The sequence below is a fragment of the Paraburkholderia azotifigens genome, from assembly GCF_007995085.1.
Lineage (GTDB): Bacteria > Pseudomonadota > Gammaproteobacteria > Burkholderiales > Burkholderiaceae > Paraburkholderia > Paraburkholderia azotifigens.
The window spans coordinates 3101343-3114692 of record NZ_VOQS01000001.1 but is presented as its reverse complement, the minus strand read 5'-3'; the positions used below and the strand labels follow the sequence as shown (position 1 = coordinate 3114692).

Sequence of the window (13350 nt, the reverse complement as noted above, 5' to 3'; positions counted from 1 at the left end):
AGATAGCCAGCCTTGGCTTCGGCCATAGACGGGCGTTTGGGAGCGATCCGGCGCGCATGATCCCGCCGCCGGTCCTACATGGAGCGGCCTTTGCGCGGCATGCCGGCGCGTGGTCAGCCGGCTGCCTGGAAGTTTCCGCCAACCTGTCGCCGTATGCGTCGATAACGCGCAATCTTCAGAACTTTTGCAGCAATTTTTGAATCTTTCCAGGCGCAGCCGACTCTGCGCATCGGCGGATCAACGCGACCGAGTCGTCTAAACCTGCGAAAATTCGTCAACGTGCGACGCGTAAAAATATCGCTTGACGCGCGAACATTCGCCGTTCGTCGCGCGTGCGGCGATAAACTAAGCCGATTCTTAGAGCGTTAGCTGTGAGAGTGCTGCAAAATTCATCGCTTCTTCGGCACTGGCCGCCGCAAGGCAACAGGGATAGCGAAGGCGATGGCGTACCGACCCATTGGCTTCAGGAGAGTTCGATGACTGCCCCACGCCCAGCCGGAGTGCCGTGGCTGACGCCGTATCTGACCGTCCGCGACGCGCGCACCTCGATCTCGTTCTTTGAGGCAGCGTTTGGTTTCCGCGTCCGGGACAGCGTGCATGACGACGGCGCCGTGATGCATGTCGAGATGACATATCAGGACCAGCTGATCGTGATGTTCGCTCCGGAAGGCGCGTTCGGCTCGACGGCCCAGACGCCGAAAAGCGCGGCCACGACGGCACCCCAATCGTTTTACCTCTACGTCGACAATGTCGACACGGTTTATGCGCGCGCCATCGCGGCCGGCGCCAGGTCGCTGAGCGAACCGGAAGATCAGTTCTGGGGCGACCGTTTCGCCCAGATCGAAGATCTCGACGGCTATCGCTGGGCGTTAGCCTGCCATCTGTCTTGAGTGAATGAGAACTTTCCTTATGCCTCGCTTCTTCGTCGGCACCCCATTCAAAACCGACGACATCGTTTCCTTGCCGGATGAAGTCAACCGGCACGTCCGCGTCCTGCGTCTGCAACCGGGCGACACCGTGAGCCTGTTCAACGGCAATGGCGGCGAGTACGGCGCCGAAATCGTCGATATGGATCGACATGGAACCATCGTGCGGATCGGCCAGTTTCGCGACATCGAGGCCGAGCCGCCCTATCAGCTGACACTTGCGCAGGGCATAGCCGGCAGCGACAAGATGGACTGGCTGATCGAAAAAGCCACCGAACTCGGCGCATGCGAATTCGTCCCGCTCACGACAACCCGCAGCGTCGTGCGGCTCGCCGGCGAACGTGCGCAGCGCCGTCAGATTCACTGGCAGCGCATCGTGCAGTCGTCCTGCGAACAGTGCGGCCGCAACCGCCTCCCGGAAGTCATGCCGACGCGCGAGCTGGCCACCTGGCTCGGTTCGATGCCTAAGGAGCCCGTCGACGGCGAACTGCGTCTGCTGCTGTCGCCGCGCGCGAGTGTGCCGTTCTCCGCACTGCCCGCCGAGCCGCCGAAGGTTCGCGCGCTCGTGCTGGTCGGTCCGGAAGGCGGTTTTTCGGCGGCCGAGGAAGCGGCGGCGGCCGGCCACGGCTTCACGGCCGTCGGCCTCGGCCCGCGCGTGCTGCGTACCGAAACGGCCGGGATCGCCGTGTTGTCGGCGCTGGCCGCGCGCTGGGGCGGCTGGTAAGCGACGTTTGCGCGCTTAGGCTTCAGACAAAAGAAGCCCCACCGAAAATGCAAAAGGCCCGCCAGATCTGGCGGGCCTTTCTTATTGCAATCAGACTCAGGCGAACGAGTAGAACACCCGGAACGCGACCTTTCGCTCGGCCCAGAATTCCGCCGCTTCGCGGAACACGTCGAGCAGCGTTTCGCGCGCGTCCTTGTCGAATTTGATCGCGATGGGCAGCGCCTCGAGCACGATGACGAAGCCCGGCTGCGTTCCCGCCTTGTGCACGAGGTCGGTCAGCGAATCGTATAGCGCGTCGTAGTTCTTGCCGAAATGCTTCGGAAACAGGAACGACGTCGCAATCGTCTCCATGACTTCCTGTTTCGACTGGGCATTGCCGACAAACGCATAGAGAAAATGCTGACCGAGCCGATTTGCTTCGTCGGCGAGATCCTGCACGCGGAACGCGCGGATCGACTGCACGATGTTCGGTCGTACGGTCTGGAAAAGCTCCATGCGTTCCTCTTCCGATGAAGGTCTCGTGCCGGCTTCGTGATGAGCGCCATGGTCCTGGCCAGCATCGCGCATCTGCATGACGCGCTGGAACATATTGCCCTCGCCGGGCGCGAAAAAATCCGTCGCGACTTTGGAGTCGTGCGCGTAGACGTTGTCGCTCATGCCGATTATCCCGATGTCATTCAATAATGCGATTAAAACTGGCGTAGTGGTCGTCTGAGTAATAACAATTGCTGGTCCGCCTGGGCGGCCCTCCACAGACTATGCGGCGTGCGGCGCGATCGCGGGCGCCTGGCGTGGGAACGGTGTATTCGTGGTAATAGCCGCGCCGGTGCGGCGGCAGCAACCGCTCACGATTGCCGAATACGACGCCGTCCTTCTCATACGGGTAAGGCCCGCCAGCTGCAATCAAGTTCAATGTACGGGCGGCTTCGGGCGGTAATTGCGCCGCCGCGATGGTGCCGACCGTCTGTCCCTGTTGCGCTTCCCGAGCCCAGGCACCTGACGGCAAACCGCCGACAAGACCGCCGACCGTCAAGGCGGCGATCAGCACGCCGTCGCGGAGCCACTTGCGTGCCATGAATCAGGATTCCCGCTGTTGACTAACGAGTTTGACGACCATGTAGGGTAGCCCCCTTTCCTTTCGGATCAGGGGCCCCCTAAGAACTGTACGTGCGAGTTTCCCCGCATACAGCTCAAGCCTACATACAAAATCCCGCTTATAGCAGAACCGGCTTAGTCACCACAAGTTTACCAGCATGTACTTGGCGGTGGCAGTCCGGGTGAAGCAACACTCGATTGGAAATAGCGTCTGACCCGCCCAGCATCCGATATGTCAAATGATGATCGTGCCAACCCGTCTCTTCCGTCAAGGCCTGTTCGCAGTGCGCACAAAGTCCGTTCTGCGACATGTACAACGAGACCCATTGTTTGCGGTAGCGCTTGGAAAGCCACATCCGCTCTTGACGCAGCGTCTCGCCGTATTGCTCCCATCTGACATCGAAGGGATTGTATTCACCCGCTATCTTCTTGGTTCGCCGAACCGGCGTACTGCTCGGCCGGAACAACTCCAGCAACCAAGTGCTGCCATCGTCCTCCGCTATCGGCGCGCCGAATACCCACGTCCGTTTGCCAACTGTGTGAAAGTACTTCTTTCGCACCCAACTGGCATTCTTCTGTGGATGCCGGCGCCTGCACCACCGCCAGAGCCTCTTGAAAACCAGATGCTCCATGCGGCTGTACGCCTGCTTGGCCACGACGGGGCTGTGATACTGCGCCCAGCCTCGCAACATCGGATTCAACAGAAGGATCAGACCTTCCTGAGTCGCCTCCTTGTTGCCACTGATCGTTTCCGCCACCTTGCGATAGAACGCTTTCACGTTCTTCTTGCTAGGCTTGATGAGCAGCTTTCCCGAATACTTCCGGAAATTCCACCCCAGGAAGTCGAAGCCGTCATCAATGTGAGTGACCCGCGTTTTCTCCTCCGATAGTCGCAGTCCTCGAACGTCAAGGAATGCTTCCACCCAAGGTTTCACCTCGTTTTCCAGCAACTCCTTAGAATTGCCAGTGATCACGAAGTCATCCGCGTACCGCACCACATTCACTTTCAGCTTCGAGGCTTTAACCACTCCGTACCGGGCACGAAGGTGCTTCAGTAGTTCAGGTTCAAGCCCGTTCAGCGTCACGTTAGCCAGCGTCGGGGAGATGATCCCTCCCTGCGGCGTACCGGCCTCAGTCGCCTGAAGCTGGCCCTTGTAAATCAGGCCAGCCTTCAACCACTTCCGCAGGATCTCCGCGTCCATAGGGACGTGATGTTCCAGCCAGTCGTGGTTGATGTGGTCAAAGCAGCCCTTGATATCTGCTTCCAGTATCCATTGGGCCGAGGCCTTCTTGGACGTGCAGACAAATATCTGACTCTTCGCGTCGGCCGTCGAGCGGTGAAGCCTGAACCCATATGAGTTCGGATCGCTCGTCGATTCCGACACCGGCTCCAATGCCAACAGGTACAGGGCCTGCATCGCCCTGTCCCGCATGGTCGGGATACCCAGAGGGCGTTCCTTTCCATTTGCCTTGGGGATAAAGACCCTCCGTAGTGGCAGGGGTCTGTATCCACGCCGCTTCAACCTGCCGACAGCTTCCCATCGGCTTTCAGGCGAATCCCATAGCTCGCGATCGACTCCCGCCGTTCGCGCACCCTGGTTTTGCGTAACACGTCGTACCGCATACAGCTTCGCGGACAACGTGCGGGTCAGCATCCGTTGCAGAGTTTTCACCCTGCGCCAATCGCTTTCCCGCGTCGCCTTCGCAATTCGAATCTGCATCCCTCTCACGTTCCGTTCAACCCGACGCCAATCGACGGCGTGCCAGTGGTTCGGCGCGTGGGAAAGCGCAGATCCATCCTTTCGGACAGATACTCTCATGCTGCTCTCCTACTCGATGAAGTGAAAACCGAGCGGAGACCAGACCACCCCTTTGCGGGAGCGATCTGCTCCCGCAAGGGGGTTAAAAACGTACGTTGATGGTCCGGAAGCCCATCAACAATCACTTTCCAGCCGAGGGTAGTCAGCCGTCATGCGACGGTAGACCAGACGGAAGTCTGCCCGCTTATCGCGTGAGGTAATGTCTCAACCCCTATCCGGACCATTACAGCCCGGCATTCGCTTTCTCCGTCCTCCCATACCCGCACCGTCAACAGCGTTCCTTGCGGTCCGCCTGCCAGCCATCCTGCACTGGCAACGATACGGGCTTACCACGTTCCCGGCATGTCACACGACTGACGTAGGTCCCACCTATTCCCCGGCGGTCTGTTGGCGACGTAACCCGAACTTTCAGCGGGGTAACCGACCGCACACCATTTTGGTTAGTGCCCAGCAGCAGTTGGCACTTTCCTTATCACGAGGTTTATCAGTGATTCACATACGTTGACCATATCAGCCAGCCTAGCTCCGAATCCCCTGCTGCTGAGGATTACCAGACGGGTGCCTCACGGCACTCGCCTGCCCGAAACGTCCGGGGGCTTCATTGTCAGAAGAGCTTCACACCCCACCGTTGCCAGTGGCGCATGTCTTCTTAGGCTACTGCTAGTCGCATAGCAGGTTCTCTGCTTCGCTTCTACATCTCGCGAAGTCGAACAATGACACGCCGAGCTTTGCGCTCGACTTGTGCCGAACCATGTCCAAACTCGGACGCAGGTATCACATACTCCAATCCGCTTGGTTAGCGGAGTTGAAGCCGCTAACTGGGCGGAACCTGACGGTAATCAGGTCAATGCAATCAAATTGACCGGCGCGGACGCCGACCAATATTCACGGCAGCGATTCCTAGCAAGCAGCACTAGGTTTCGCTTACTTCACAGAGGTGGCATCAAGGTGCCACGCATATGGGACGGCTTTCGCCGTCCAGTCGATGCGACGCGTGTCGCACGAAAGTCGTAAGGGTATCGCTAATGTCTTTTGGAATCAATGTTCATTAGTCGGACGAAAGGTCGTCCAGGCGAAACGGACAAGGCGTCCGCGCCAGTTTTGACACATCTTGACAGAGATTTTATCTCGAGCGAGATAAACTTATCTTCGAGGTACGATGCGAGACGACTCTCATGCCTCGTCGTCTGGACAGTCCGAACAGCGGAATTTTGTCGCGCGCCGGCCTTTTTGCGGGATGGCTAATCCCCAGCCATTGCTCGAAGGCGTGCCCATCGCGGGCACGCCCTTTTTTTGCCCGCGCGGGCCAACCTTCGCCAGCCCGCACAGATTCAGGGACAGACTTAACGCGACGCGTTCACGTCCGCGACCAGCAGCGCCGTCATGTTGACGATTCGCCGCACGGTCGCCGACGGCGTCAGCACGTGCACCGGCTTCGCCGCGCCGAGCAGGATCGGCCCGATCGCGATGTTGTTGCCGGCCGCCGTCTTCAGCAGGTTGTACGAGATATTGGCGGCGTCGATGTTCGGCAGCACCAGCAGGTTCGCGTCGCCTTCCAGCGTCGATTCCGCGAGGATCTCCTTGCGCAGGTTCGCGTCGAGCGCGAGGTCGCCGTGCATTTCACCGTCCACTTGCAGATGCGGCGCGCGCTCCTGCAGCAGCGCCAGCACGTCGCGCATCTTCTGCGCGGACGGCGCGTTGCTCGTACCGAAGTTCGAATGCGACAGCAGCGCGATCTTCGGCTCGATGCCGAAGCGGCGCACTTCTTCCGCCGCCATGATCGTGATCTCGGCGAGTTCTTCCGCCGTCGGATCGACGTTCACGTGCGTATCGACGAGGAAAATCTGGCGGTTCGGCAGCACCAGCGCGTTCATCGCCGCGTACACCTTCGCGCCTTCCTTCTTGCCGATCACCTGATCGATGAAGTGCAGGTGGCGGTGCGTCGTGCTGACCGTGCCGCAGATCATGCCGTCGGCATGCCCCTTCGTGACCAGCATCGAGCCGATCAGCGTCGTGCGGCGGCGCATTTCCAGCTTCGCCATCTGCTCCGTGAAGCCCTTGCGGCACATCATCTTGTGGTACGTCTGCCAGAAATCGCGATAACGCTCGTCGTGATCCGTGTTGACGATCGTGTAGTCCTGGCCGTTCACCAGACGCAGGCCGAACTTCGCGATGCGCTGTTCGATGACCGCGGGACGGCCGATCAGGATCGGCTTCGCGAGCTTTTCATCGACGACGATCTGCACTGCGCGCAGCACGCGCTCTTCTTCGCCTTCCGCGAACACGATGCGCTTCTTCTCCGGCTCGACGCCGCGCGCGAGCTGGAAGATCGGCTTCATCGTTGTGCCGCTGTGGTAGACGAATTGCTGCAGATGCTGCTTGTACGCCTCCATGTCCTCGATCGGACGGGTGGCGACGCCCGAATCCATCGCGGCCTGCGCGACGGCGGGCGCGATCTGGACGATCAGGCGCGGATCGAAAGGCTTCGGAATCAGGTATTCCGGCCCGAACGACAGGTCCTGAATGCCGTACGCCGTCGCGACGATGTCCGATTGCTCCTGACGCGCCAGTTCCGCGATCGCGTTCACGGCCGCGATTTCCATTTCCTTCGTGATGACGGTTGCGCCGACATCCAGCGCGCCGCGGAAGATGAACGGGAAGCACAGGACGTTGTTGACCTGGTTCGGGTAGTCGGTACGGCCCGTCGCCAGCACTGCGTCCGGACGCACTTCGAGCGCCAGTTCCGGCAGGATTTCCGGCGTCGGGTTGGCGAGCGCCAGAATCAGCGGCTTCCCGGCCATCTGCTTGACCATGTCCTGCTTGAGCACGCCGCCCGCCGACAGGCCGAGGAACACGTCCGCGCCGCCCATCACTTCGGCCAGCGTGCGTGCGTCCGTCTCGCGTGCGAAGCGCTCCTTGTCCGGATCCATCAGTTCCGTGCGGCCCTTGTAGACCACGCCGGCCAGGTCAGTCACGTAGATGTTCTCGAGCGGCATGCCGAGATCGACCAGCAGGTTCAGACACGCGAGCGACGCCGCGCCCGCGCCCGACGCCACCAGCTTCACTTCCTTGATGCTCTTGCCGACCACCTTCAGACCGTTCGTGATCGCCGCCGCAACGACGATGGCCGTGCCGTGCTGGTCATCGTGGAAGACGGGAATCTTCATGCGCTTGCGGCATTCGCGCTCGACGATGAAGCAGTCCGGCGCCTTGATGTCTTCCAGGTTGATGCCGCCGAAGGTCGGCTCCAGCGCGGCGATCACCTCGACCAGCTTGTGCGGGTCCGATTCGTTCAGCTCGATATCGAACACGTCGATGCCCGCGAACTTCTTGAACAGCACGGCCTTGCCTTCCATGACCGGCTTCGACGCGAGCGGCCCGATGTTGCCGAGGCCGAGCACTGCGGTGCCGTTCGACACGACACCGACCAGGTTGCTGCGCGCCGTGAAGCGCGCGGCATTCAGCGGATCCTCGACGATCGCCTCGCACGCGAACGCGACGCCCGGCGAGTACGCCAGCGCGAGGTCGCGCTGGTTGATCATCTGCTTCGTCGGGGCGATCGCGATCTTCCCGGGGGTCGGGAATTCGTGGTAATCGAGAGCGGCTTCACGGAGTTTGGTATTGACGGGAGTCGACATAAGCGGACTTGGAAGTGCGGATTAGAATAGATGTTCGACGGCATTGTAGCGCCAATCCCAAAAGTCGAACCCAGCAATCCGGGTGCAAGTGCCGCGACCGAAACAGCGCGAAAGGAAAGCGCGACGGTAGGCCGGGGACGATACCGGCACTACGATGCGTGCCTTTAGCGTCGTGTTAGCTTCCATTCGTGCTTCTTGAGCGCATTCATCCACTCGCTTCGGCGGCCTTTCGCAGTCACATGCCTCATCTATGCTTTCAGAGTTTTCGCTGATCGACCGCTTCTTTGCGCGCCGCGCGTCGGGTTCGACCTATCCGCAGCGCGCCGCGCTCGGCATCGGTGACGACTGCGCGCTGCTCGCGCCGCCCGCCGGCGAGATGCTCGCCATTTCGACGGACATGCTGGTCGAAGGCCGCCACTTCTTTCCCGACGTCGATCCCAAAGCGCTCGGCCACAAGGCGCTCGCCGTGAATCTGTCGGATCTCGCGGCGATGGGCGCGAAGCCGCAGGCCTTCACCCTGGCATTCTCGCTGCCCAAAGCCGACGCCGGCTGGCTGGCCGCGTTCAGCGATGGTCTCTTCGATCTCGCCGAGCGTCACGGCTGCGAACTGATCGGCGGCGATACGACGGGCGGACCGCTTAACTTGTGCATCACGGTATTCGGCTCGGTGCCGCCACAGGCGGCGCTGCGCCGCGACGCCGCGCAACCCGGCGACGACATCTGGATTTCAGGCACGCTCGGCGATGCGCGCGCGAGCCTCGGCGTGCAGCGCAACGAGTGGACCGCCGATGCCAGCGATGCTGCGACATTCCGCCGCGCCATGGAGTTGCCCGAGCCGCGCATCGCACTGGGCCTCGCGTTGCGCGGCGTCGCGCGCGCCGCGCTCGATATTTCCGACGGTCTTGCGGGCGATCTGATGCACATCCTGGAACGATCACACGTAAGCGCGATTGTCGACGCCGACGCACTGCCGCGCTCGGACGCATTGCGCCGTCTTCCCGCCGACGTCCAGCGGCGCTGCACGATCGCGGGCGGCGACGACTACGAGCTGTGCTTCACCGCGCCGCCTTCCGCGCACGACGCAGTCGTTGCGGCAGGTCAACAGGCGCGCGTGCCCGTGACGCGCGTCGGTACAATAACTCCGCTCGATGCGGCCGGCGCCGCGCCCGCGATTACGTGGCGCGACGCGTCCGGCGCTCCACTCACTCTGACGTTGCAAGGCTTCGATCATTTCCATGCAGAATGAATCCTCGCTTGACCCGGCGGGCAGTTTCTCCGACGCGCCAACGGGCGAATCATCCCGCCCTGCGGGCGGAACATCCTCGGGAACACCAAACGGAACAGTGGAAACCGGCTCGAACGGTGCGCCGAAAGGCCAGCCCCGCGCGCCGAAGCCCCGCCGCGCAACCGCGCGCTTCATGCTGTCGCATCCGTTGCATATCCTGTCGCTGGGATTCGGCAGCGGTCTGTCGCCTGTCGCGCCCGGCACGGTCGGGACGCTGTTCGCGTGGGCATCGTTCGCTGCGTTCAGCGCGCAGCTGACCGTCATCGAATGGGGCATTCTGATCATGGTCGGCTTCGTCGCGGGTATCGGCATCTGCAGCTTCACGGCGGACCGGCTCGGCATCGACGATCCGTCGCCCGTCGTGTGGGACGAGATCGTCGCGTTCTGGCTCGTGCTGCTGATGGTGACGCCCGCGAGCTTCACAGGACAATTGTGGGCGTTCATCGTCTTCCGCTTCTTCGACATGGTGAAGCCGCCGCCCATCCGTTATTTCGACCGCAAGCTGAAAGGCGGCTTTGGCATCATGTTCGATGATCTCGTCGCGGCGTTTTTCACCTTGCTGGTGATTGCGCTCTGGCGGATGTCGGTCTGATCATTCGCAGCGTTCTTCTTACCCGAGTCCAGCATGGCTACCGATTCCGTCGTTCACCAACTTGCCATTCGCGTCGGCAATCGTCTGCGAGATGAGCGCCTGATGCTCGCCACGGCTGAATCCTGTACGGGCGGCATGGTCGCGACGGCCATCACCGACATTTCCGGCAGCAGCGGCTGGTTCGAGCGCGGATTCGTCACCTATTCGAACCAGGCTAAAAGCGAGATGATCGGTGTTCCGCCCGATCTGATCGACAAGCACGGCGCGGTGTCCGAGCCTGTCGCGCGGGCAATGGTCGAAGGCGCGCTGAGGAATTCGCGCGCGCAGGTCGCGCTGTCGATTACGGGCGTCGCGGGCCCGGGCGGCGGCACGGAGACCAAGCCGGTCGGCATGGTGTGCTTCGGATGGAGCAACCGCCTGCATACGGTTGTCGAGACGCTCGTGTTCAAGGGCGATCGCGAACGGGTGCGCGTGCAGGCCGCGACGCATGCCCTGCGCGGGCTGCTGACCCTGCTCGACGAACGCGAGCGCTGAGCTTGATCATGACCCGCCCTATGCAACCCGTCGAACGCGATGAACTGATCCGCCGCTTCGATCTCCAGCCGCATCCCGAAGGCGGCTTCTTTCGCGAAACATATCGCTCCGCCGATTCGATTCGACGCGATGGATCCGCCGACAGGCGCTCGGCGTCGACGGCCATTTACTACCTGCTATGCGATGGCGCGCACTCGGCGTGGCATCGGATCCAGTCCGACGAAGTCTGGCATTTCTACGCCGGCGACCCGCTCAACGTCTACGTGCTGGAAAACCACGGCGCGCTCACCGTTCACCGGCTCGGCAACGCGCTCGAACACGCCGATTGCGTGTTTCAGGCCGTCGTGCCGTCAGGCCGCTGGTTCGCCGCGCAATGCGACGATGCCGCGAGCCTGGCGCTCGTTGGCTGCACGGTCGCGCCGGGATTCGAGTTCAACGAATTCGAAATTGCTCAGATCGAAGAGCTGCTGCACGAGTATCCGCAGCATCGCGAGCTGATTGCGAAACTCGGGCCGGTCGCCGCCCGCTAGACGACGCTAGCCCGAGCTTCTGGTCGCGCTTCAGCGAAACGCGTTGATACGGTCGCGTGTATCCTTCGCCGCTTGCGCGGCGGCTTCGACCCAGTCATCGCCCTTGCCCGCGTAAAGAATCGCGCGCGACGAGTTGATCAGCATGCCCGTGCCCGCCGCCGTGCGACCCGCCTTCACCGTCGCCTCGACGTCGCCGCCCTGCGCGCCGATGCCCGGAATCAGCAGCGGCATGTCGCCGACGATGCCGCGCACCACTTCGATTTCCTTCGGGAAGGTCGCGCCGACCACGAGACCCAGCTGGCCCTTCGCATTCCACTTTTCGGCGGCGAGCCGCGCGACCGTCTGATACAGCGGACGGCCCCCCGTTTCCAGGAACTGCAGGTCCGAGCCGCCCGGGTTCGAGGTCCGGCACAGCACGATCACGCCCTTGCCTTCGTGTTCCAGATACGGCTCGATCGAATCGAAGCCCATGTACGGATTCACCGTGACGGCGTCCGCGCGATAGCGGTCGAATGCTTCGCGCGCGTACTGCTCCGCCGTGCTGCCGATGTCGCCGCGCTTCGCGTCGAGAATCACGGGCAGGCCCGGATGCTTCAGGTGAATGTGCGCGATCAGCTGCTCGAGCTGCTCTTCGGCGCGATGCGCAGCGAAGTACGCGATCTGCGGCTTGAACGACGAAGCGTACGGCGCCGTCGCGTCGACGATCTTTTTGCAGAAATCGAAGATCGCGTCAGAACGGTTGGCGTACGCGCCGGGAAACTTCGACGGCTCGGGATCGAGGCCGACGCACAGCAGCGAATTCGTCGTGTGCCATGCGTGGTCGAGCGTCTGGATGAATGTGGACATAGGAAATCTCGCGGCGCGCGGGTAACGGATGAGCCGCGTATTTTACCCGCGCCGCCCGATGCGGGCCGTGTCCTGTCGGCACGTCCCGCCCGGCATGCACGCTTACCGGGACTTAGCCCCGCTTCGGCCCGCGTCCGCCTGCCACCGCGCGCAGCCCTGTGCGCTCGACCGCGAAGCTGAACGAGCGCACGAGCCGCTCGCCGCGCCCGAGCACCGTCATGCCGTTGCCGGCCGCCCCGCCGGGCAGGTTCATCGCGTTGATCGGGTGGTCGACGGGCTCGAAGCAGAAGAAGTCCTTCGACACCGGCGTGTACAGAATGTAGTACTCGGTGTTCGACGACATCGTCAGCGACAGGCGGCGCTTCGGCCACACGACGGTCGCATGTCCGCTCCAGCCGGTGAACGCGTGATTGACGACCGTGCGCGGCAACGGATACGCGACGCCGAACTGCCACGCGGGCGGCACGGGCACGTGACGCACGGGCAGCCAGTCGTCGCCGGAGAGCCACAGACCCGCTGCCGCCGCCGACAACTGCGTATCGGCGTCGCGCACCAGAAACGGATGCACGCCGAGGCCGAACGGCATGGCCTCGCGCCCGGTGTTTTCGACTTCGAGCGTGATGACGAGCGTCGCGCCTTCCAGCGCGTAAGTCTGCGTCGCGCGATACGCGTAGGGCTTGCCGTCGCGCCGGTCGAGCGTCAGCGTGACGCTCTCCTGATCCGCCGCCGCGACATCCCAGTTCGCGAGCCAGCCGTCGCCGTGAATCGGCAGCGGCTCGCCTGCGCGGTTGCACGGCACGTCGACCGAGCGTTCGCCCAGCCTGAACTGCCCGCCGCCGATCCGGTTCGAATACGGCAGCAGCGAATAGCAGGCGAGATCGTTCGCGTCGGTGTCCGCATCGACATGACGGCAGCGCCTGAACACGGGCACAAGCGTGCCCTCGTTGCGAAAGTCGAAGCGCGTGATGCCGCCGCCCAGCGACGGCGCCACATCGAGCCGCAGCAGCGAGTTGGCGAGCGTCACGCACGCGACGTCGCCGGCCGCGCCCGCGCCGACGGCGACGGCCGACGTGCTCGGCCCGGCCAGCACCGGCTGCACGGCAGCCGCAAGGCGGGCACGCCGCGCGCGCGATTGTGGAGAAGTCGGGACAGCGGGATTCGCGACAGTCATATCAAACTCCCACGAGAGGCATCGGACGGCATGATGGGCGCATCGGACAACCGATGGCTGCTTGTACGGGCGGCGCGTCGTAGCGGCCGCCTCCTGAATCTTTGCTGCATGTCATGCCCCGTCAGAACGTGTATCGGGGCGTGGACTGCCCTGCTTTGGATGCGTCAAAACGTTCGCGGTTCGATCTGC

General features: G+C 62.6%; 12 protein-coding genes. 6 read left to right on the top strand and 6 right to left on the bottom strand.

The window, feature by feature from the left end; all coding sequences use genetic code 11:
• Positions 1-476 precede the first annotated feature (476 nt).
• Both FRZ40_RS13985 and FRZ40_RS13980 read left to right on the top strand, forming a co-directional pair.
• The gene (locus tag FRZ40_RS13985) at positions 477-890 is read left to right on the top strand and encodes a VOC family protein (RefSeq protein ID WP_147234827.1); all 414 of its coding nucleotides are present in this window, start codon (positions 477-479) and stop codon (positions 888-890) included.
• Positions 891-909: 19 nt separating this feature from the next.
• Positions 910-1650, top strand: coding sequence for a 16S rRNA (uracil(1498)-N(3))-methyltransferase (locus FRZ40_RS13980; protein ID WP_147234418.1), 741 nt, complete (start codon positions 910-912; stop codon positions 1648-1650).
• A 96-nt stretch (positions 1651-1746) separates the two neighbouring features.
• Here FRZ40_RS13980 and FRZ40_RS13975 read toward each other — a convergent pair whose 3' ends face one another.
• From FRZ40_RS13975 to FRZ40_RS13960, 4 genes are all read right to left on the bottom strand, one after another.
• Positions 1747-2307: a barstar family protein gene (locus FRZ40_RS13975; protein WP_028371810.1), complete on the bottom strand. Its 561-nt coding sequence runs from the start codon at positions 2305-2307 to the stop codon at positions 1747-1749.
• Positions 2308-2323: 16 nt separating this feature from the next.
• Positions 2324-2725 carry a ribonuclease gene (locus FRZ40_RS13970; protein WP_147234417.1) on the bottom strand — a complete coding sequence of 134 codons (402 nt, stop codon included), beginning with the start codon at positions 2723-2725 and terminating at the stop codon, positions 2324-2326.
• Positions 2726-2864: 139 nt separating this feature from the next.
• Positions 2865-4565 (bottom strand): group II intron reverse transcriptase/maturase, encoded by a 1701-nt coding sequence (gene ltrA / locus FRZ40_RS13965; RefSeq protein WP_147234416.1) that lies wholly within the window; start codon positions 4563-4565, stop codon positions 2865-2867.
• A 1343-nt stretch (positions 4566-5908) separates the two neighbouring features.
• Positions 5909-8203 (bottom strand): NADP-dependent malic enzyme, encoded by a 2295-nt coding sequence (locus FRZ40_RS13960; protein WP_028371809.1) that lies wholly within the window; start codon positions 8201-8203, stop codon positions 5909-5911.
• A 250-nt stretch (positions 8204-8453) separates the two neighbouring features.
• On the opposite strand from FRZ40_RS13960, the gene thiL reads away from it, so the two are divergent.
• The 4 genes from thiL to FRZ40_RS13940 are packed head-to-tail and all read left to right on the top strand — an operon-like array spanning position 8454 to position 11144.
• Entirely contained in the window at positions 8454-9449 is a 996-nt protein-coding gene (gene thiL / locus FRZ40_RS13955; RefSeq protein WP_147234415.1) for a thiamine-phosphate kinase, read from the top strand.
• Positions 9439-10080, top strand: a complete 642-nt coding sequence (locus tag FRZ40_RS13950; RefSeq protein ID WP_231516484.1) for a phosphatidylglycerophosphatase A family protein — start codon at positions 9439-9441, stop codon at positions 10078-10080. Before thiL ends, FRZ40_RS13950 begins: the two co-directional genes overlap by 11 nt.
• Positions 10081-10113: 33 nt before the next feature.
• Entirely contained in the window at positions 10114-10614 is a 501-nt protein-coding gene (locus FRZ40_RS13945) for a CinA family protein (protein WP_028371806.1), read from the top strand.
• Positions 10615-10622: 8 nt separating this feature from the next.
• Positions 10623-11144: a cupin domain-containing protein gene (locus FRZ40_RS13940; protein WP_240057148.1), complete on the top strand. Its 522-nt coding sequence runs from the start codon at positions 10623-10625 to the stop codon at positions 11142-11144.
• A 30-nt stretch (positions 11145-11174) separates the two neighbouring features.
• On the opposite strand, the gene pyrF is transcribed toward FRZ40_RS13940, so the two are convergent.
• Together pyrF and FRZ40_RS13930 are read right to left on the bottom strand one after the other, a co-directional pair.
• Positions 11175-11990, bottom strand: coding sequence for an orotidine-5'-phosphate decarboxylase (gene pyrF, locus FRZ40_RS13935; RefSeq protein WP_028371804.1), 816 nt, complete (start codon positions 11988-11990; stop codon positions 11175-11177).
• Positions 11991-12102: 112 nt separating this feature from the next.
• Complete coding sequence (locus FRZ40_RS13930; protein ID WP_147234414.1) at positions 12103-13161, bottom strand: aldose 1-epimerase; 1059 nt, start codon at positions 13159-13161, stop codon at positions 12103-12105.
• Positions 13162-13350: the final 189 nt, after the last annotated feature.